Source organism: Microbacterium testaceum (assembly GCF_006539145.1).
GTDB lineage: Bacteria > Actinomycetota > Actinomycetes > Actinomycetales > Microbacteriaceae > Microbacterium > Microbacterium testaceum.
On record NZ_BJML01000001.1, the window covers coordinates 1 to 19,116 of the forward strand.

A 19,116-nucleotide genomic window follows, 5' to 3' on the forward strand; every position below is an offset into this window, starting at 1 on the left:
CCCCGCCCGCCCCGCCCGCCCCGCCCGCGCCCGTGTCCGCGCCGGTCGCCGTCCCGTTCGCCGCTCCGTCGACCCCCCTCGCGGATGCTGTTCCCTCGGTGAACGGATGGGCTCCTCCGGTACACGTCCCGATGGCCGAAGGCGACCGTCCTCGGGTCGAGGACGAACGCCGCTCCGAGCCGCGGGAGGTCGCGCCCGCCACCTCGGTCTTCGACGTGCTCGACGCCCTGCGCGACGGTTCGCCGGAGGACGACCACCGTCCTGAGCCTGCCCCGCCGGCTCCGGCGGAGTCCTCGCGACGCCACGTTCTCGACGCGCCCCCCGCCGACGCTTCCGCACCGACCTGGGCGCCTCCCGTCGCCGTGCCCCCGGCCGCTCCCGAGGCGCAGCCGGCGTCCGTCGAGGAGGTCGAGGAGGAATCCGACGTCGTCGCTCCCTGGGCGAACCCCCCGCGTCGCACCACGGCAGACGCCGATCCCGCTCCCATCGCGGACGTACCGCTCACGCGGCCCGCGCCCGACGCCGTTCCCGCTCCCCGCCCTTCGGTGGCCGCGGCCACGGACGATTTCCCCGAGCTGTCCGAGGCGGTCTCCGCGGTGGCGGAGGCTCCGGATGCCGGCTCCCCGCGTTCCGCCCGCACCTCGGTGTCCGCGCTCTACACGCAACCCGAGGTTCCCTCGGTCTCGGCCGATGAGGACTTCGACGCTCTCGACCGGACCGTCGTCACCCGACGAAAGCGCATCCCCTGGGCGCTCGTGCCGCCGAGCGGGACGCCGGTGGACCTCACCTCGGCGGTCGTCATCCTCGGGCGTCGGCCCGGTCCGGATTCTGCGTATCCGGACGCGCAGCTCGTCGCGATCTCGGACGAGACGCGGACGGTCTCGAAGACCCACGCACGACTCGAACTCCGCGGCGACACCTGGTATGTCACCGACCTGCACTCGACGAACGGCGTGCTGTTCGCCACCCTCATGGGCACCGAGGTCGAGGCCCCTCCCGGCGAGGAGATCGAAGCCGGTGAACGCTTCTTCCTCGGTGACGCGGAGGTGCGCCTCTCACGGAGCGACGCGTGAGCGGTCCGTACGACCGCGCCGACGATCCCGAGGAGGTCACCCTCTGGGCGGGTCGGCTGCGGGCGTGGCCCACTCCGCCCGCCGCTGGAGACGACGAGATCGTCGACGAGACGATCCTGTCGCGTCGCGAGGCCCCGGAAGACGAGACCGCGCGCGCCGCGGCCGACGTTCCCGCGGACGAGACGGTGATCTCCCGTCGTTCCGCTCCGGACGACGACACGGTCCGTTCCCGGACCGATGTTCCCGCGGACGAGACGGTGATCTCCCGTCGCTCCGCCCCGGACGACGACACGATCCGTTCGCATGTCGCGGCTCCCGACGACGCGATCGTGATCTCTTCGGACGGCGCACCTGATGACGCGACCATCGTGTCCCAACCGGCCCCCCGCGCCGCTCCCGAGGCGATCGGCTCCGTCGACGACGAGGTGGGCACGACCGCTCCTCGCGGCGTGGCCGCTTCTCTTCCGGTGGCCTCGCCCGCCGCTCCTGCCCCCGGCCTCGACGAGGCAACGCGACGACCTCCCCACGGCGGGGCGGGCGCCGCCGATCTCGACGACGTCACCCGCCGTCGATCTTCCGCGGAACCCGGCATCGACGGGGCCACACGCGCGCGCGCTGTTCCGCAGGTCGACGACGACACCGCCTCGGGATCCCGCCGTCGTCGCCGCGAGGCCGCCTCGGCCGCATCCGATCCCCTCGTCGAGGGGGCCGTCCGCGACGCGCGCGTACCGGCGGCTCTTGCCCGCCAGTCCTACGGCCCGCGCCGGGAAGGACCCGTGCGTGTCGAGCGTGCGCCCGCCGTCCGCGTCCCCTCGTCCGGCGACGCCGCGGCGGTGCGCCCGCGGGCGCGCGGGGGTGCGGCCCGCGTCGTCGTTCTCGCATCCGTGATCGTCGTCGTGCTCGTCGCCTCGGTGATCGGGGCTGCGCTGCTGCTGACCGGCTGAGGTTCACGGCATCCGGAAGACTCCCAGCGACCGGACCCGTTCACGTTTGCCCGTGTCCCAGGGAACGCGTATCATTGGCCGGGTGTGCGTTCACGCGCGCCGTGCGCCATGCCTTCGGGTGGGTCGTTCGGATCAACGCTCGCACCATCTCAGGGATCGACCTGCGAACAGGTCGCCCCCACGGCATATCCACCACGAATCGCGCTAGATCATTCTGTCGCGCGGTGGATCACACGTGAGCCCGACACGTCACGAATCGCAAGATGAGCGACATGGCGGGGGAGACACGACGCTGTCACCGTGCAGCACCCTGGGCGTCACCGCGAGGAACGCCCAGCCAATCAAGGAGAGAACGTGCCAACCATTCAGCAGTTGGTTCGCAAGGGCCGCTCGCCGAAGGTCTCGAAGACCAAGGCTCCCGCGCTGAAGTCGAACCCCCAGCAGGCCGGCGTGTGCACCCGCGTGTACACCACGACCCCCAAGAAGCCGAACTCGGCGATGCGCAAGGTCGCCCGTGTCAAGCTGCGCAACGGCACCGAGGTCACCGCCTACATCCCCGGTGAGGGCCACAACCTGCAGGAGCACTCGCTCGTGCTCGTCCGCGGTGGTCGCGTCAAGGACCTCCCCGGCGTCCGTTACAAGATCGTCCGCGGTGCGCTCGACACCCAGGCTGTCAAGAACCGTAAGCAGGCTCGTAGCCGCTACGGCGCGAAGAAGGGCTGAGAAACATGCCTCGTAAGGGTCCTGCCCCGAAGCGTCCCGTCGTCAACGACCCGGTTTACGGCGCTCCCGTCGTCACCCAGCTGGTCAACAAGATCCTCGTCGACGGCAAGAAGTCCATCGCCGAGTCGATCGTCTACGACGCCCTCAAGGGTGTCGAGGCGAAGAACAGCCAGGACGCCGTCGCCACGCTGAAGAAGGCGCTCGACAACGTCCGTCCCACCCTCGAGGTCAAGAGCCGCCGCGTCGGTGGCTCGACCTACCAGGTTCCCGTCGAGGTCAAGCCGCACCGCGCGAACACCCTCGCGCTGCGCTGGCTCGTGAGCTATGCCAAGGGTCGTCGTGAGAAGACGATGACCGAGCGTCTGCAGAACGAGATCCTCGACGCCTCGAACGGCCTCGGTGCCGCGGTCAAGCGCCGCGAGGACACCCACAAGATGGCCGAGTCGAACCGCGCCTTCGCGCACTACCGCTGGTAAAACCCGCGGAGGGTTCGTGACCGACCCCGGTCGCGGACCCTCCGATGGGCCCGGCATCAACCTCCCAACAGGTAAGGAAGACACCCGTGGCACAAGACGTGCTCACCGACCTTCACAAGGTCCGCAACATCGGCATCATGGCTCACATCGATGCCGGCAAGACCACGACGACCGAGCGCATCCTGTTCTACACGGGCGTCAACCACAAGATCGGCGAGACGCACGATGGTGCGGCGACGACCGACTGGATGGAGCAGGAGCAGGAGCGTGGCATCACGATCACCTCCGCTGCCGTCACCTGCTTCTGGGACAAGAACCAGATCAACATCATCGACACCCCCGGCCACGTCGACTTCACGGTCGAGGTCGAGCGCTCGCTGCGCGTGCTCGATGGCGCTGTCGCCGTCTTCGACGGCAAGGAGGGCGTCGAGCCCCAGTCCGAGACCGTGTGGCGTCAGGCTGACAAGTACGACGTCCCCCGCATCTGCTTCGTCAACAAGATGGACAAGCTGGGCGCCGACTTCTACTTCACGGTCGACACGATCGTCAACCGCCTGAAGGCGAAGCCGCTGGTCATCCAGCTGCCGATCGGTGCCGAGAACGACTTCGTCGGCGTCATCGACCTCGTCGAGATGCGCGCCCTGGTGTGGCCCGGCGATGCCAAGGGTGACGTGACCATGGGCGCGAAGTACGAGATCCAGGAGATCCCGGCCGACCTCGCCGACAAGGCTGCCGAGTACCGTCAGCAGCTGCTCGAGACCGTCGCCGAGTCCGACGACGCCCTCCTCGAGAAGTTCTTCGGCGGTGAGGAGCTCACGGTCGCCGAGATCAAGGGCGCCATCCGCAAGATGACCATCAACTCGGAGCTCTACCCCGTGCTCTGCGGTTCGGCGTTCAAGAACCGCGGCGTGCAGCCCATGCTCGACGCGGTCGTGGACTACCTCCCCTCGCCCCTGGACGTGCCCGCCATCGAGGCGCACGACCCCAAGGACGAAGAGATCGTCATCGAGCGCCACGCCGACCGCGAGGAGCCCTTTGCCGCTCTCGCGTTCAAGATCGTGACGCACCCGTTCTTCGGGCGCCTCACCTACATCCGCGTGTACTCGGGTCACCTCGACTCCGGTGCCCAGGTCGTCAACGCGACCAAGGGCAAGAAGGAGCGCATCGGGAAGATCTTCCAGATGCACGCCAACAAGGAGATGCCGGTCGACTCCGTCACCGCCGGCCACATCTACGCGGTCATCGGTCTGAAGGACACCACCACCGGTGACACCCTGTGCGACCCGGCCAACCAGGTCGTCCTCGAGTCGATGACCTTCCCCGAGCCGGTCATCGAGGTCGCCATCGAGCCCAAGACCAAGGCCGACCAGGAGAAGCTGGGTGTCGCCATCCAGAAGCTCGCCGAAGAGGACCCGACGTTCCGCGTCGAGCAGAACTCCGAGACCGGTCAGACCGTCATCAAGGGCATGGGGGAGCTCCACCTCGACATCCTGGTCGACCGCATGAAGCGCGAGTTCAAGGTCGAGGCCAACGTCGGAAAGCCCCAGGTGGCGTACCGCGAGACCATCCGCAAGTCGGTCGAGCGTCACGACTACACCCACAAGAAGCAGACCGGTGGTTCGGGCCAGTTCGCGAAGATCCAGTTCGCGATCGAGCCCCTCGAGGTCACGGCCGACAAGACCTACGAGTTCGAGAACAAGGTCACCGGTGGTCGCATCCCGCGCGAGTACATCTCGCCGACCGACCAGGGCTTCCAGGACGCCATGAACGTCGGCGTGCTCGCCGGCTACCCCATGGTGGGCGTCAAGGCGATCCTCCTCGACGGTGCCTCGCACGACGTCGACTCCTCGGAAATGGCGTTCAAGATCGCCGGCTCCATGGGCTTCAAGGAGGCCGTCCGCAAGGCGAACCCCACGATCCTCGAGCCGATCATGGCCGTCGAGGTGCGTACTCCCGAGGAGTACATGGGCGACGTCATCGGCGACCTGAACTCGCGTCGTGGCCAGATCCAGTCGATGGAAGACGCTGCCGGCGTCAAGGTCGTCCGGGCCAACGTGCCGCTGTCCGAGATGTTCGGCTACATCGGCGACCTGCGCTCGAAGACCTCGGGTCGCGCCGTCTACTCGATGGAGTTCGACAGCTACGCCGATGTCCCGAAGGCCGTCGCCGACGAGATCATCCAGAAGAACAAGGGCGAGTAACACCGCTCTCACGGATGCCGGGAACCCCGGGTTCTGCTCGGGTTCCCGGCATCCGCTCAAACTGAATACCGACTCTCTAGTAATCTGAGAACCATCCCCGCGAAGAACCGGTCGCAATCCAGTGCCCGAGACCTCGCAACCAACGTCCTGAGGAGGACCCAGTGGCTAAGGCCAAGTTCGAGCGGACCAAGCCGCACGTGAACATCGGAACGATCGGTCACGTCGACCACGGCAAGACCACGCTCACCGCTGCCATCTCGAAGGTGCTCGCCGACAAGTTCCCGTCGGCCACCAACGTTCAGCGTGACTTCGCGTCGATCGACTCGGCGCCGGAAGAGCGTCAGCGCGGTATCACGATCAACATCTCGCACGTCGAGTACGAGACCCCGAAGCGTCACTACGCTCACGTCGACGCGCCCGGTCACGCCGACTACATCAAGAACATGATCACCGGTGCCGCTCAGATGGACGGCGCGATCCTCGTGGTCGCCGCCACCGACGGCCCGATGGCTCAGACCCGTGAGCACGTTCTGCTCGCCAAGCAGGTCGGCGTTCCCTACCTGCTGGTCGCGCTGAACAAGAGCGACATGGTCGACGACGAGGAGATCCTGGAGCTCGTCGAGCTCGAGGTTCGCGAGCTCCTGTCGTCGCAGGACTTCGACGGCGACAACGCCCCCGTCGTTCGCGTCTCGGGCCTCAAGGCTCTCGAGGGCGACGAGCAGTGGGTCAACGCCATCGTCGAGCTCATGGAAGCCGTCGACGAGTCGATCCCCGACCCGGTGCGTGACAAGGACAAGCCCTTCCTCATGCCCATCGAGGACGTCTTCACGATCACCGGTCGTGGCACGGTCGTCACCGGCCGCGCCGAGCGCGGTACCCTCGCGATCAACTCCGAGGTCGAGATCGTCGGCATCCGCCCGACGCAGAAGACCACGGTCACGGGTATCGAGATGTTCCACAAGCAGCTCGACGAGGCCTGGGCCGGCGAGAACTGTGGTCTGCTCCTGCGCGGCACCAAGCGTGACGACGTCGAGCGTGGCCAGGTTGTCGTGAAGCCCGGTTCGGTCACCCCGCACACCAACTTCGAGGGCACGGCGTACATCCTGTCCAAGGAAGAGGGCGGCCGCCACAACCCGTTCTTCACGAACTACCGTCCGCAGTTCTACTTCCGCACCACCGACGTGACCGGCGTCATCACGCTGCCCGAGGGCACCGAGATGGTCATGCCCGGTGACACCACCGAGATGTCGGTCGAGCTCATCCAGCCGATCGCCATGGAAGAGGGCCTCGGCTACGCGATCCGTGAGGGTGGCCGCACCGTCGGTGCCGGTACCGTCACCAAGATCCTCAAGTAAGTCCTTCCAGACTTCACTCGGCACAGGCCGGGCCTTCGGGCCCGGCCTTTGTCGTCGCCGGATGTGCTCTACACCACTCGCACTCGATGCCCGCGGGGGTTTCGGTTGTCGCTACCCACGGTCAAGATCGAACTGGGGTCGGCGTGCCAGCCGACCGAGTCTGCGAAGGAGATGCACATGGGAGTGGACGACATCATCGCCAAGGGCAAGAAGCTCCTCGACGAGAACCGCGACAAGATCGAAGAGGCGCTCAAGAGCGAGAAGGCCGAAGAGGTCAGCGACAAGGTGCTCGACGGAGCGGCCGACGCGATCAAGAAGATCGTTCCGGAGGAACATCACGCGAAGGTCGACGAGACGCGCGCGAACGTCGACAAGCACATCGGTAACGCCTGACAAACCCGGGCTGGAGTGGCGCCGTCCCCGATGATCCGGGGCGGCGCCGCTGTCGTTGAGCGAGCGGTTTGCTGTGCATCGGCCGGGCGCGACACGCCCGGGTTTGCGACTCGCCCGAGCGGTACGTAGACTAGTCCAGTTCCACATTCCGGTGCGTGCTCGGCGCGCGCCAGGATCACTGTCAGGGCAGTGCACAGGCGGCGCGAGAGCGCAGGGTCCTGGGCCGCGGGCAGCAGAACATCACACCGAAACCCCTTCATCCCTCTGTGGGATTCGCGCGCGTGCGTGCGAGGGGCGGGCCGGATGCCAAGTCCTCCGGTTTGACAGCTGAACAGGGTGCAGCATCTCTCGCGAGAGCGAGGGGAAGTGCCAGGGCGCGAGAGCGCCACCGTGCGTCCAATGCCCCAGGTCGGGTAAGACGCGAGAAAGAGAGAGAGCAGACAATGGCGGGACAGAAGATCCGCATTCGCCTGAAGTCGTACGACCACGCTGGGCTCGACTCGTCGGCCCGCAAGATCGTCGACACCGTGACCCGTGCCGGCGCCACCGTGGTGGGCCCGGTTCCCCTGCCGACCGAGAAGAACGTCGTGTGCGTCATCCGGTCGCCCCACAAGTACAAGGACAGCCGCGAGCACTTCGAGATGCGCACCCACAAGCGCCTCATCGACATCATCGACCCGACGCCCAAGGCCGTCGACTCGCTGATGCGCCTCGACCTTCCTGCCGATGTCAACATCGAGATCAAGCTCTGAGGTTCGACATGGCTGACATCAACTCCAAGATCTCCAAGGGCCTCCTCGGCACCAAGCTCGGCATGACCCAGGTGTGGGACGAGAACGGCAAGCTCGTTCCCGTCACCGTCATCGAGGTCGCTCCGAACGTCGTGACCCAGCTGCGCTCGCTTGAGAAGGACGGCTACAACGCTGTTCAGATCGGCTACGGCCAGATCGACCCCCGCAAGGTGAACAAGCCCCTGACGGCTCACTTCGACGCCGCGGGTGTCACCCCGCGCCGCCACCTCACCGAGGTGCGCACGGCCGACGCCGCGGACTACGCGCTGGGCCAGGAGCTCACCGTCGACGGTCTGTTCGAAGCCGGCCAGCTGGTCGACGTCGTCGGTACCAGCAAGGGCAAGGGCACCGCCGGTGTCATGAAGCGCCACAACTTCAAGGGTGTGTCCGCTTCCCACGGTGCGCACCGCAACCACCGCAAGCCCGGCTCCATCGGCGCGTCGTCGACTCCGAGCCGCGTCTTCAAGGGCATGCGCATGGCCGGCCGTATGGGTGGCGAGCGCGTGACCGTCCTCAACCTCACGGTGCACGCCGTCGACGCCGAGAAGGGACTCATGCTCGTCAAGGGCGCCGTCCCCGGTGCTCGTGGCCGCATCGTCTACGTCCGCAACGCAGTGAAGGGTGCCTGATCATGGCTGACTCGACTCTCGCGCTCGACGTCGTGAAGGCCGACGGCAAGAAGGCCGGCTCTGTCGAGCTGCCCGCCGCGCTCTTCGACGTCAAGACGAACATCCCGCTCATCCACCAGGTCGTCGTGGCGCAGCGCGCCGCGGCTCGCCAGGGAACGCATTCGACCAAGCGTCGTGGCGAGGTCTCGGGCGCCGGCCGCAAGCCCTTCAAGCAGAAGGGTACGGGTAACGCCCGCCAGGGCTCGATCCGTGCGCCGCACATGACCGGTGGTGGCATCGTCCACGGGCCCAAGCCCCGTGACTACAGCCAGCGCACCCCCAAGAAGATGATCGCGGCTGCCCTCCTGGGCGCGCTCAGCGACCGTGCTCGTGGGCAGCGTCTGCACATCGTCGACAGCTTCGCCATCGAGGGTGCGCCCTCGACCAAGGCCGCCGCTGCCGCGCTGAAGGCCTTCGGCGCCGTCAAGAACGTCCTCGTGGTCATTGATCGCGACGACGAGCTGACGATCAAGAGCGTGCGCAACCTCGCGTACGTCCACGTGCTGACCGTCGGGCAGCTGAACACCTACGACGTGATCGTCTCCGACGACATCGTCTTCACCAAGGCCGCCTACGACGCCTTCGTCGCGTCGAAGTCGGGCGCCACCGAGGAGGTCTCGGCATGACCACCGTCAACAAGGACCCGCGCGACATCATCCTGAAGCCGGTCGTCTCCGAGAAGAGCTACTCGCTCATCGACGAGGGCAAGTACACCTTCCTGGTGGACCCCCGTTCGTCGAAGACCGAGATCAAGCTCGCGATCGAGAAGATCTTCGGCGTCAAGGTTGCTTCGGTCAACACGATCAACCGCGTGGGCAAGGCCCGTCGCACCCGTTTCGGCATCGGCAAGCGCAAGGACACCAAGCGCGCCATCGTCTCGCTGAAGTCGGGCACCATCGACATCTTCACGTCTGTCGGCTGACGGTCGGGATAGAGGACAAGAACAATGGCTATTCGCAAGTACAAGCCCACGACCCCCGGTCGCCGCGGCTCGTCGGTGGCCGACTTCGCCGAGATCACCCGATCGACGCCCGAGAAGTCGCTGCTGCGCCCGCTGTCGAAGACCGGTGGCCGCAACAACCAGGGCCGCATCACGACCCGTCACATCGGTGGCGGACACAAGCGTCAGTACCGTCTGATCGACTTCCGTCGTAACGACAAGGACGGCATCGACGCCAAGGTCGCCCACATCGAGTACGACCCCAACCGCACCGCGCGCATCGCGCTGCTGCACTACGCAGATGGCGAGAAGCGTTACATCCTCGCTCCCGCGAAGCTGTCGCAGGGCGACGTGGTCGAGTCGGGTGCCGGCGCTGACATCAAGCCCGGCAACAACCTGCCGCTGCGCAACATCCCCACCGGTACCGTGATCCACGCGATCGAGCTGCGTCCCGGAGGAGGTGCGAAGATGGCCCGTTCGGCCGGCGCCTCCGTGCGTCTGGTCGCGAAAGACGGCCCTTACGCACAGCTGCGTCTGCCCTCGGGCGAGATCCGCAACGTCGACGTGCGCTGCCGCGCCACGATCGGCGAGGTCGGCAACGCCGAGCAGTCGAACATCAACTGGGGCAAGGCCGGCCGCATGCGCTGGAAGGGCGTCCGCCCGACCGTGCGTGGTGTCGCCATGAACCCGGTCGACCACCCGCACGGTGGTGGTGAGGGTAAGACCTCCGGTGGTCGCCACCCTGTGTCGCCGTGGGGCAAGGCCGAAGGCCGCACCCGCCACGCGAACAAGGAGAGCGACAAGCTCATCGTCCGCCGTCGCACCGCCGGCAAGAAGCGCAAGTAGGAGTAGAGGAAGATGCCTCGCAGCCTTAAGAAGGGCCCCTTCGTCGACGAGCACCTGCTTCGCAAGGTCGTCTCGCAGAACGAAGCCGGTTCGAAGAACGTCATCAAGACCTGGTCGCGCCGTTCGATGATCATCCCCGCCATGCTGGGACACACCATCGCCGTGCACGACGGACGCAAGCACATCCCCGTGTTCGTGACCGAGACCATGGTCGGCCACAAGCTGGGCGAGTTCTCGCCCACCCGCACCTTCCGCGGCCACGTGAAGGACGACAAGAAGGGCCGTCGCCGCTAAGGCGACCGAGGAGGAGAGAGAAATGGTGGAGTCCATCGCACGTGTGCGACACATCCGCGTGACCCCTCAGAAGGCTCGTCGCGTCGTCGCCCTCATCAAGGGCAAGCAGGCCGAAGAGGCCCTCGCGATCCTGAAGTTCGCGCCCCAGGGCGCGAGCGAGCCGATCTACAAGCTCGTCGCCTCGGCCATCGCGAACGCTCGCGTCACGGCCGACAAGACGAACGAGTACCTGGACGACGCAGACCTGTACGTGAAGAACGCGTACGTCGACGAGGGCACGACGCTCAAGCGTTTCCAGCCCCGCGCTCAGGGTCGTGCCTTCCAGATCAAGAAGCGCACGAGCCACATCACGGTCGTGCTCGCGACGCCCGAGACCGCTGAGGCGGCTCCGGCGCGCGCCAACAAGAAGGCGAGCAAGTAATGGGACAGAAAGTCAACCCGTACGGCTTCCGCCTCGGCATCACGACTGACCACGTGTCGCGGTGGTTCTCGGACTCGACGAAGGCCGGTCAGCGCTACGCCGACTACCTCGCCGAGGACATCAAGATCCGTCGCCTGCTGACCACGTCGCTCGACCGCGCCGGCGTCAGCAACATCGAGATCGAGCGCACGCGTGACCGCGTCCGCGTCGACATTCACACCGCCCGTCCGGGCATCGTGATCGGTCGCCGCGGCGCCGAGGCCGAGCGCATCCGTGCCGACCTCGAGAAGCTCACCGGTAAGCAGATCCAGCTGAACATCCTCGAGGTCAAGAACCCCGAGGCCGACGCTCAGCTGGTGGCTCAGGGTGTCGCCGAGCAGCTCACGGCTCGCGTGGCTTTCCGCCGCGCCATGCGCAAGGGTCTCCAGGGCGCGCAGCGTGCCGGCGCAAAGGGTGTTCGCATCCAGGTGTCGGGCCGCCTCGGCGGCGCCGAGATGAGCCGCTCCGAGTTCTACCGCGAAGGCCGTGTGCCCCTGCACACCCTGCGCGCGAACATCGACTACGGCTTCTACGAGGCCAAGACCACCTTCGGCCGCATCGGCGTGAAGGTCTGGATCTACAAGGGCGACCTCACCAACAAGGAGCTCGCCCGCGAGCAGGCCAACGCGCCCAAGTCGCGCGGTCGTGACGACCGCGGTGGCGACCGTCGTCGTGGCCCTCGCAACGAGGCCCCCGTGGCAGAAGGAGCGTCGGCGTAATGCTCATCCCCCGCAAGGTCAAGTACCGCAAGCAGCACCACCCCGGACGCTCGGGCCAGGCCACCGGTGGCACCCAGGTGTCGTTCGGTGAGTTCGGGATCCAGGCGCTGACCCCCGCGTACGTGACGAACCGTCAGATCGAGTCCGCTCGTATCGCCATGACGCGTCACATCAAGCGCGGCGGAAAGGTGTGGATCAACATCTACCCCGACCGCCCCCTCACGAAGAAGCCCGCTGAAACCCGCATGGGTTCCGGTAAGGGCTCGCCGGAGTGGTGGGTCGCCAACGTCAAGCCGGGCCGCGTCCTCTTCGAGGTCGCGGGAGTCGACGAGCAGCTCGCTCGTGAGGCCCTGACCCGAGCAATTCACAAGCTGCCCCTGAAGGCACGCATCATCAAGCGCGAGGAGGGCGACGCGTAATGGCGATCGGCACCAAGCAGCTCGCCCCGAGCGAGCTCGACACGTTCGAAGACCAGCGCCTCGTCGAGGAGCTGCGTAAGGCCAAGGAAGAGCTGTTCAACCTGCGCTTCCAGTCGGCCACCGGCCAGCTCGACAGCCACGGACGCATCCGTGCAGTCAAGCGCGACATCGCGCGTCTGTACACGGTGATCCGTGAGCGCGAGCTCGGCATCCGCGCCACCCCGGCCCCGGTCGAGGCGACCAAGGCGAAGAAGAGCAAGGCGAAGAAGGCGGACTCCGCTGACGACGCCGCGAAGGAAGAGGCGGAGTAATGGCTACCGCGAAGAAGGCCGAGGCGCAGGTCGTCGGTCACGAGCACTCCGAGAACGACGTTCGCGACGAGAACGCCCGCGGTTACCGCAAGGCGCGTCGTGGATACGTCGTCAGCGACAAGATGGACAAGACCATCGTCGTCGAGGTCGAGGACCGTGTGAAGCACCCGCTCTACGGCAAGGTCATCCGCCGCACGTCGAAGGTCAAGGCTCACGACGAGTCCAACTCGGCGGGCATCGGCGACCTCGTCGTCATCAACGAGACCCGTCCGCTCAGCGCCACCAAGCGCTGGCGCCTGGTCGAGATCCTCGAGAAGGCCAAGTAAGCCTCGCGGCTTACTTGGAACCCAAGGAGTAAACAGTGATTCAGAACGAATCCCGGCTGAAGGTCGCCGACAACACCGGCGCCAAGGAGCTGCTCACCATCCGCGTGCTCGGTGGCTCCAACCGCCGTTACGCCGGCCTGGGCGACGTCATCGTCGCCACGGTCAAGGACGCGATCCCGGGTGGAAACGTCAAGAAGGGCGACGTGGTCAAGGCCGTCGTCGTCCGTGTCGTCAAGCAGACCCGCCGTCCCGACGGCTCGTACATCAAGTTCGACGAGAACGCCGCCGTGATCCTGAAGAACGACGGGGAGCCCCGCGGCACCCGCATCTTCGGACCGGTCGGTCGTGAGCTTCGCGACAAGAAGTTCATGAAGATCGTCTCGCTCGCCCCGGAGGTCATCTGATCATGGCGAAAATCAAAAAGGGCGACCTGGTTCAGGTCATCTCGGGTGCCAAGCCCGAGCGTGGCGGCGACCGCGGGAAGCAGGGTAAGGTCCTCGAGGTCCTGACCGAGCAGAACCGCGTCATCGTCGAGGGCGTGAACTACGTCACCAAGCACAACCGCGTGGGCCAGTCTCAGCGCGGCACCAAGACCGGTGGCATCGAGACCTTCGAGGCCCCGATCCACATCTCCAACGTCGCGCTCGTCGACCCCTCGACCAAGAAGCCGACCCGCGTCGGTCACCGCGTCGAGGAGCAGGTGAAGGACGGCGTCAAGCGCACCGTCCGCGTGCGCTTCGCGAAGAAGTCAGGCAAGGACCTCTGAACATGAGCACCTCGACTGCCGCGGTGGCTGGCAAGATCCAGCCCCGCCTCAAGCAGAAGTACAACGCCGAGATCAAGAAGGCGCTGCAGGACGAATTCGGCTACGCGAACGTCATGCAGATCCCCGGTCTGGTCAAGGTGGTCGTGAACACCGGTGTCGGCGAGGCTGCTCGCGACAGCAAGGTGATCGATGGCGCGGTCGAAGACCTCACCAAGATCACCGGTCAGAAGCCCATCGTCACGAAGGCCCGCAAGTCCATCGCACAGTTCAAGCTGCGTGAGGGCCAGGCCATCGGCGCGCACGTCACCCTCCGCGGTGACCGTGCGTGGGAGTTCGTGGACCGCCTGGTCAACCTCGCCCTGCCCCGCATCCGCGACTTCCGCGGTTTGTCGGCCAAGCAGTTCGACGGCAACGGCAACTACACCTTCGGTCTCCAGGAGCAGTCCGTGTTCCACGAGATCGACCAGGACCGCATCGACCGCGTGCGTGGTTTCGACATCACGATCGTCACCACCGCGAAGACCGACGACGAGGGCCGTTCGCTGCTGCGTCAGCTCGGGTTCCCGTTCCAGTCGGCCGACGCGCAAGCCTGACACCCAGGGCCCCCGGGGTTTCCGGGGGCCCTTCATCGAAGGTCGACTGTCGCGTAACGGCAGCCGAAACCTCATGATCGAAAGAAGCAACACATGACGATGACAGACCCGGTCGCAGACATGCTGACCCGTCTGCGCAACGCGAACTCGGCGCACCACGACTCCGTGTCGATGCCGAGCTCGAAGCTCAAGACGAACATCGCCGCCATCCTCAAGCAGGAGGGTTACATCGCCGACTGGAACGTCGAAGACGCTCGCGTCGGCCAGACCCTCAACATGACGCTGAAGTACGGCCCGAACCGCGAGCGGTCGATCGCCGGCATCAAGCGCGTGTCGAAGCCCGGCCTCCGCGTGTACGCGAAGTCGACCGAGGTCCCCACGGTCCTCGGTGGCCTCGGCGTCGCCATCCTGTCCACCTCCTCCGGTCTCCTCACCGACCGTCAGGCCGAGCAGAAGGGCGTCGGCGGGGAAGTCCTCGCCTACGTGTGGTGATCTGACATGTCGCGTATTGGACGTCTTCCCATCGACATCCCCGCCGGCGTCACCGTTTCGGTGAACGGACGGGAGGTCTCCGTCAAGGGCCCCAAGGGCGAGCTCGCGCTCACCGTGGCACAGCCCCTCGAGGTCGCGGTCGAAGAGAACCAGGTTCTCGTCACCCGGCCCGACGACGAGCGCGAGTCGCGGTCGCTCCACGGCCTGACCCGCACGCTCATCAACAACAACATCATCGGTGTCACCCAGGGCTACACCAAGGGCCTCGAGGTCGTCGGCACGGGTTACCGCGTGGCGCAGAAGGGGAGCTCGGTCGAGTTCGCCCTCGGCTTCTCGCACCCCGTCCTCATCGACCCGCCCGCCGGGATCACCCTCACGGTCGAAGGCAACAACAAGCTCACCGTGAGCGGCATCGACAAGCAGGCCGTCGGCGAGGCCGCTGCCAACATCCGCAAGATCCGTAAGCCCGAGCCCTACAAGGGCAAGGGTGTGCGGTACGCGGGCGAGGTCGTGCGCCGCAAGGCCGGAAAGAGTGGTAAGTAGCCATGGCTGTCAAGACAAAGTCCGTCGCTCGCTCGCGTCGTCACCTGCGTCTTCGCAAGAAGATCGTCGGCACCGAGCTGCGCCCCCGTCTCGTGGTGACGCGTTCCGCCCGCCACGTGTTCGTCCAGGTCGTGGACGACAGCAAGGGCCACACCGTGGCCTCCGCCTCCACCCTCGAGACCGACCTGCGCGGCTTCGACGGTGACAAGACCGCCAAGGCCCGCAAGGTCGGCGAGATCGTCGCCGAGCGTGCGAAGGCCGCTGGCGTGTCCGACGTCGTGTTCGACCGCGGCGGTAACCGTTACGCCGGTCGCGTCGCCGCGATCGCCGACGGAGCTCGCGAAGGAGGGCTGAACCTGTGAGTGACAACAAGGAGACCGAAGTGACCGAGCAGACTGCACCGGCTGAGGGTGCGGCTGCGGCTCAGGCCCCCGCCGAGCGTGAGCGTGAGCCGCGTCGCGGTGGTCGCGAGCGCAACACCAACCAGCGCGACCGTGGTTCGCGCGACCGCAACGAGAGCCAGTTCCTCGAGCGCGTCGTGACGATCAACCGCGTGTCGAAGGTGGTCAAGGGTGGCCGTCGCTTCAGCTTCACGGCGCTCGTCGTCGTGGGCGATGGCAACGGCGTCGTGGGCGTCGGTTACGGCAAGGCCCGCGAAGTCCCCCTCGCGATCTCCAAGGGTGTCGAAGAGGCCAAGCGCAACTTCTTCCGCGTCCCCCGCTCGGGCTCGACCATTCCCCACCCCGTCCAGGGTGAGGCCGCTGCCGGTGTGGTGCTCCTGCGCCCCGCCGCCGCCGGTACCGGTGTCATCGCCGGTGGTCCCGTCCGCGCCGTCCTCGAGTGCGCAGGCATCCACGATGTCCTCTCGAAGTCGCTCGGTTCGTCGAACACGATCAACATCGTGCACGCGACCGTCGAGGCGCTGAAGTCGCTCGAGGAGCCCCGCGCCGTGGCCGCCCGCCGTGGCCTGGAGTTCGACCAGGTCGCCCCGGCCCGCCTCGTGCGCGCTGAGGCGGCTGCTCAGAAGGTAGGTGCCTGATGGCCGAGCGTCTGAAGGTCACGCAGATCAAGTCCAAGGTGAGCGAGAAGCAGAACCAGCGTGACACGCTGCGCTCGCTCGGTCTCAAACGGATCGGCGACTCGGTCGTCCGTCCGGACGACGCGCAGACGCGCGGTTACGTCAAGACCGTCGCCCACCTCGTCAAGGTTGAGGAGATCGACTAATGGCTGCCAAGAAGGACGAGACCGCCACGGTCGACGCCCCGAAGAAGGCATCGGCCCGTAAGACGGCCGAGAAGAACGAAGCCCCCGCGGCGCGCCCCGGTGTGCTCAAGGTCCACCACCTGCGTCCCGTCCCGGGCGCTCGCACCGCGAAGACCCGTGTGGGTCGCGGTGAGGGCTCGAAGGGTAAGACGGCCGGTCGCGGTACCAAGGGAACCAAGGCCCGTTACCAGGTCCGTGTCGGCTTCGAGGGTGGGCAGATGCCGCTGCACATGCGCACCCCGAAGCTCCGCGGCTTCAAGAACCCGTTCCGCGTCGAGTACCAGGTCGTGAACCTGGACAAGCTCGGCGAGCTCTACCCGCAGGGTGGCGACGTGACCGTCGCCGACCTAGTGGCCAAGGGCGCCGTCCGCAAGAACGAGAAGGTCAAGGTGCTCGGCACCGGCGACATCTCGGTCGCGCTGACCGTCTCGGTCGACAAGGTCTCCGGCTCGGCTGAGCAGAAGATCGTCGCCGCCGGCGGCTCCGTCAACTGACGCCCGACCCTGAAGGGGCCGGCGGCCTTACGGCCGTCGGCCCCTTCTGGGTTAGTCTGATTTGGTGTGCGCCCTGTCGCATGCCGAGATCGTTCTGGAGGATTCTCCCTTGTTCAGCGCCATCGCGCGGGTTTTCCGCACGCCCGACCTGAGGCGGAAGATCGCCTTCACGCTGGGCATCATCGCCATCTACCGGCTGGGTGCCCACGTGCCGACGCCCTTCGTCGACTTCCCGAACGTTCAGCAGTGCCTGAACCAATCGGGCGGTACCGAGGGCCTGCTGTCCCTGGTCAACCTGTTCTCCGGTGGCGCTCTGCTGCAGCTATCGATCTTCGCCCTCGGTGTCATGCCGTACATCACGGCGACCATCATCGTGCAGCTGCTGCGCGTCGTGATCCCGCACTTCGAGACCCTTTACAAAGAGGGTCAAGCGGGCCAGGCGAAGCTCACGCAGTACACCCGCTACCTGACCATCGCGCTCGCGCTCCTCCAGTCGACGACTCTCGTCACGGTCGCTCGCTCGGGTCAGCTCTTCGGCTCGGCTGGCGTGCCCGAGTGCCAGCAGCTCCTCACGAACGACATCTGGTGGGCGCAGCTGCTCATGATCATCACCATGACCGCCGGTACCGGCCTGGTCATGTGGTTCGCCGAGCTCGTCACCGAGCGCGGTGTCGGCAACGGCATGTCGATCCTCATCTTCACCTCGATCGCCGCGACCTTCCCCGGCGCCATGATCTCGATCCTCAACGCCCGCGGCGTCGAGGTCTTCCTCCTGGTGCTCGCCGTGAGCATCGTGATCGTCGCCCTCGTCGTCTTCGTCGAGCAGTCCCAACGACGTATCCCCGTGCAGTACGCCAAGCGGATGGTCGGTCGTCGTACTTACGGCGGCACGAACACGTACATCCCGATCAAGGTCAACATGGCCGGCGTCGTGCCCGTCATCTTCGCCTCGTCGCTGCTGTACATTCCCGCGCTCATCGCGCAGTTCAACCAGCCGCAGGCCGGTCAAGAGCCGGCGCCGTGGGTCACGTGGATCTCGCAGTACCTGACGCGCGGCGACCACCCGCTGTACATGCTCGTCTACTTCCTGCTCATCATCGGGTTCGCCTACTTCTACGTCGCGATCACCTTCAACCCGGTCGACGTCGCAGACAACATGAAGAAGTACGGCGGGTTCATCCCGGGCATCCGTGCTGGTCGTCCCACCGCCGAGTACCTCGACTACGTGCTCACGCGCATCACATTGCCGGGCTCGATCTACCTCGGCCTGATCGCGCTTCTTCCGCTGGTGGCGCTGGCCACCGTGGGCGCGAACCAGAACTTCCCGTTCGGCGGAGCCTCGATCCTCATCATCGTCGGTGTCGGTCTCGAGACGGTGAAGCAGATCGACGCGCAGCTTCAGCAGCGCCATTACGAAGGGCTGCTGCGATGACCGCTCGGCTTCTGATCGTCGGGCCGCAGGGATCCGGCAAGGGAACGCAGGGCGTCCGCGTCGGCGAAGCTCTCGGCATCCCGGTGGTCTCCACGGGAGACGTGTTCCGTGCCAACGTGAAAGACGGTACGGAGCTCGGTCTCCAGGTGACGTCGATCATCGACGCAGGAGACCTCGTCCCCGATGAGCTCACCAGTGCGGTCGTCCGCGACCGTCTCGGGCAGGCGGATGCCGCTGAGGGCTTCCTGCTCGACGGGTACCCGCGGAACCTCGCGCAGGTGCTGCATCTCGACGAGTTCCTCGAGGGGCGCGAGGAGTCGCTCGACGCGGTGATCGCCCTCGTCGTCCCGCGCGAGGAATCGCTCTCACGCCTCACGGCGCGCGCCGCGGAGCAGGGGCGCGCGGACGACACCGAAGAGGCCATCGCCACGCGCTTGGGCATCTACGAGCGGGAGACGGCTCCGATCCTCGACGTGTACGGCACCCGCGGCATTGTCGACGAGATCGATGGCGTCGGCAGCCTCGACGAGGTCACGGCCCGAATCTTCGCGGCTCTCGAAGCGCGCGGTATCACCGCGACCCCGGCCTCCTGAC

29 protein-coding genes are annotated in these 19,116 nt (G+C 66.5%); all 29 read left to right on the top strand.

Features of this window, described 5'->3' with window-relative positions; genetic code table 11:
* Positions 1 to 1,073 (top strand): FHA domain-containing protein (locus MTE01_RS00005; protein ID WP_218026304.1); only part of this gene is annotated, 1,073 nt, incomplete at its 5' end.
* Positions 1,070 to 2,017 carry a hypothetical protein gene (locus MTE01_RS00010; RefSeq protein ID WP_141375032.1) on the top strand — a complete coding sequence of 316 codons (948 nt, stop codon included), beginning with the start codon at positions 1,070 to 1,072 and terminating at the stop codon, positions 2,015 to 2,017. The genes MTE01_RS00005 and MTE01_RS00010, both read left to right, overlap by 4 nt.
* A gap of 354 nt (positions 2,018 to 2,371) precedes the next feature.
* Positions 2,372 to 2,740: a 30S ribosomal protein S12 gene (gene rpsL / locus MTE01_RS00015; RefSeq protein WP_013584051.1), complete on the top strand. Its 369-nt coding sequence runs from the start codon at positions 2,372 to 2,374 to the stop codon at positions 2,738 to 2,740.
* 5 nt (positions 2,741 to 2,745) lie between these two features.
* A complete protein-coding gene (gene rpsG, locus MTE01_RS00020; protein ID WP_013584050.1) occupies positions 2,746 to 3,216 on the top strand; it encodes a 30S ribosomal protein S7 in 471 nt (156 codons plus the stop codon).
* Between the two features lie 86 nt (positions 3,217 to 3,302).
* Positions 3,303 to 5,417 carry an elongation factor G gene (fusA, locus tag MTE01_RS00025; protein WP_056226235.1) on the top strand — a complete coding sequence of 705 codons (2,115 nt, stop codon included), beginning with the start codon at positions 3,303 to 3,305 and terminating at the stop codon, positions 5,415 to 5,417.
* A gap of 161 nt (positions 5,418 to 5,578) precedes the next feature.
* A complete protein-coding gene (tuf, locus tag MTE01_RS00030; protein WP_056226238.1) occupies positions 5,579 to 6,772 on the top strand; it encodes an elongation factor Tu in 1,194 nt (397 codons plus the stop codon).
* Between the two features lie 177 nt (positions 6,773 to 6,949).
* Complete coding sequence (locus tag MTE01_RS00035) at positions 6,950 to 7,165, top strand: hypothetical protein (protein ID WP_103206784.1); 216 nt, start codon at positions 6,950 to 6,952, stop codon at positions 7,163 to 7,165.
* A 443-nt stretch (positions 7,166 to 7,608) separates the two neighbouring features.
* Positions 7,609 to 7,917 (top strand): 30S ribosomal protein S10, encoded by a 309-nt coding sequence (rpsJ, locus tag MTE01_RS00040; protein WP_013584016.1) that lies wholly within the window; start codon positions 7,609 to 7,611, stop codon positions 7,915 to 7,917.
* An 8-nt stretch (positions 7,918 to 7,925) separates the two neighbouring features.
* Positions 7,926 to 8,585 carry a 50S ribosomal protein L3 gene (gene rplC / locus MTE01_RS00045; RefSeq protein WP_056226244.1) on the top strand — a complete coding sequence of 220 codons (660 nt, stop codon included), beginning with the start codon at positions 7,926 to 7,928 and terminating at the stop codon, positions 8,583 to 8,585.
* A gap of 2 nt (positions 8,586 to 8,587) precedes the next feature.
* Positions 8,588 to 9,250, top strand: coding sequence for a 50S ribosomal protein L4 (gene rplD, locus MTE01_RS00050; protein WP_103206783.1), 663 nt, complete (start codon positions 8,588 to 8,590; stop codon positions 9,248 to 9,250).
* On the top strand, positions 9,247 to 9,546 hold the full coding sequence (gene rplW / locus MTE01_RS00055; protein ID WP_056226248.1) for a 50S ribosomal protein L23: 300 nt from the start codon (positions 9,247 to 9,249) through the stop codon (positions 9,544 to 9,546). Before rplD ends, rplW begins: the two co-directional genes overlap by 4 nt.
* 24 nt (positions 9,547 to 9,570) lie before the next feature.
* Positions 9,571 to 10,410 carry a 50S ribosomal protein L2 gene (gene rplB, locus MTE01_RS00060; RefSeq protein WP_013584012.1) on the top strand — a complete coding sequence of 280 codons (840 nt, stop codon included), beginning with the start codon at positions 9,571 to 9,573 and terminating at the stop codon, positions 10,408 to 10,410.
* A 12-nt stretch (positions 10,411 to 10,422) separates the two neighbouring features.
* Positions 10,423 to 10,704: a 30S ribosomal protein S19 gene (gene rpsS, locus MTE01_RS00065; RefSeq protein ID WP_013584011.1), complete on the top strand. Its 282-nt coding sequence runs from the start codon at positions 10,423 to 10,425 to the stop codon at positions 10,702 to 10,704.
* 22 nt (positions 10,705 to 10,726) lie between these two features.
* Positions 10,727 to 11,125 carry a 50S ribosomal protein L22 gene (gene rplV, locus MTE01_RS00070; RefSeq protein WP_013584010.1) on the top strand — a complete coding sequence of 133 codons (399 nt, stop codon included), beginning with the start codon at positions 10,727 to 10,729 and terminating at the stop codon, positions 11,123 to 11,125.
* Positions 11,125 to 11,883: a 30S ribosomal protein S3 gene (gene rpsC / locus MTE01_RS00075; RefSeq protein ID WP_013584009.1), complete on the top strand. Its 759-nt coding sequence runs from the start codon at positions 11,125 to 11,127 to the stop codon at positions 11,881 to 11,883. Before rplV ends, rpsC begins: the two co-directional genes overlap by 1 nt.
* Positions 11,883 to 12,302, top strand: a complete 420-nt coding sequence (gene rplP / locus MTE01_RS00080) for a 50S ribosomal protein L16 (RefSeq protein WP_056226254.1) — start codon at positions 11,883 to 11,885, stop codon at positions 12,300 to 12,302. Before rpsC ends, rplP begins: the two co-directional genes overlap by 1 nt.
* Entirely contained in the window at positions 12,302 to 12,613 is a 312-nt protein-coding gene (gene rpmC, locus MTE01_RS00085) for a 50S ribosomal protein L29 (RefSeq protein WP_103206782.1), read from the top strand. Before rplP ends, rpmC begins: the two co-directional genes overlap by 1 nt.
* The gene (gene rpsQ / locus MTE01_RS00090; RefSeq protein ID WP_103206781.1) at positions 12,613 to 12,939 is read left to right on the top strand and encodes a 30S ribosomal protein S17; all 327 of its coding nucleotides are present in this window, start codon (positions 12,613 to 12,615) and stop codon (positions 12,937 to 12,939) included. The genes rpmC and rpsQ overlap by 1 nt, the downstream gene beginning before the upstream one ends.
* A gap of 35 nt (positions 12,940 to 12,974) precedes the next feature.
* Positions 12,975 to 13,343: a 50S ribosomal protein L14 gene (gene rplN / locus MTE01_RS00095; RefSeq protein WP_013584005.1), complete on the top strand. Its 369-nt coding sequence runs from the start codon at positions 12,975 to 12,977 to the stop codon at positions 13,341 to 13,343.
* Between the two features lie 2 nt (positions 13,344 to 13,345).
* A complete protein-coding gene (gene rplX, locus MTE01_RS00100; RefSeq protein WP_094736303.1) occupies positions 13,346 to 13,705 on the top strand; it encodes a 50S ribosomal protein L24 in 360 nt (119 codons plus the stop codon).
* A gap of 2 nt (positions 13,706 to 13,707) precedes the next feature.
* Positions 13,708 to 14,298 (top strand): 50S ribosomal protein L5, encoded by a 591-nt coding sequence (rplE, locus tag MTE01_RS00105; protein ID WP_103206780.1) that lies wholly within the window; start codon positions 13,708 to 13,710, stop codon positions 14,296 to 14,298.
* 93 nt (positions 14,299 to 14,391) lie between these two features.
* Positions 14,392 to 14,790, top strand: coding sequence for a 30S ribosomal protein S8 (gene rpsH / locus MTE01_RS00110; protein WP_094736305.1), 399 nt, complete (start codon positions 14,392 to 14,394; stop codon positions 14,788 to 14,790).
* Between the two features lie 6 nt (positions 14,791 to 14,796).
* Positions 14,797 to 15,333, top strand: coding sequence for a 50S ribosomal protein L6 (rplF, locus tag MTE01_RS00115; RefSeq protein WP_103206779.1), 537 nt, complete (start codon positions 14,797 to 14,799; stop codon positions 15,331 to 15,333).
* Between the two features lie 2 nt (positions 15,334 to 15,335).
* Positions 15,336 to 15,695, top strand: coding sequence for a 50S ribosomal protein L18 (gene rplR / locus MTE01_RS00120; protein WP_103206778.1), 360 nt, complete (start codon positions 15,336 to 15,338; stop codon positions 15,693 to 15,695).
* On the top strand, positions 15,692 to 16,372 hold the full coding sequence (rpsE, locus tag MTE01_RS00125; RefSeq protein ID WP_056226274.1) for a 30S ribosomal protein S5: 681 nt from the start codon (positions 15,692 to 15,694) through the stop codon (positions 16,370 to 16,372). The genes rplR and rpsE overlap by 4 nt, the downstream gene beginning before the upstream one ends.
* Positions 16,372 to 16,557 (top strand): 50S ribosomal protein L30, encoded by a 186-nt coding sequence (rpmD, locus tag MTE01_RS00130; protein ID WP_013583998.1) that lies wholly within the window; start codon positions 16,372 to 16,374, stop codon positions 16,555 to 16,557. The genes rpsE and rpmD overlap by 1 nt, the downstream gene beginning before the upstream one ends.
* Positions 16,557 to 17,090 carry a 50S ribosomal protein L15 gene (gene rplO / locus MTE01_RS00135; RefSeq protein WP_103206777.1) on the top strand — a complete coding sequence of 178 codons (534 nt, stop codon included), beginning with the start codon at positions 16,557 to 16,559 and terminating at the stop codon, positions 17,088 to 17,090. The genes rpmD and rplO overlap by 1 nt, the downstream gene beginning before the upstream one ends.
* 109 nt (positions 17,091 to 17,199) lie before the next feature.
* Positions 17,200 to 18,522, top strand: coding sequence for a preprotein translocase subunit SecY (gene secY, locus MTE01_RS00140; protein ID WP_056226277.1), 1,323 nt, complete (start codon positions 17,200 to 17,202; stop codon positions 18,520 to 18,522).
* Positions 18,519 to 19,115: an adenylate kinase gene (locus MTE01_RS00145; RefSeq protein WP_103206776.1), complete on the top strand. Its 597-nt coding sequence runs from the start codon at positions 18,519 to 18,521 to the stop codon at positions 19,113 to 19,115. The genes secY and MTE01_RS00145 overlap by 4 nt, the downstream gene beginning before the upstream one ends.
* Position 19,116: the final 1 nt, after the last annotated feature.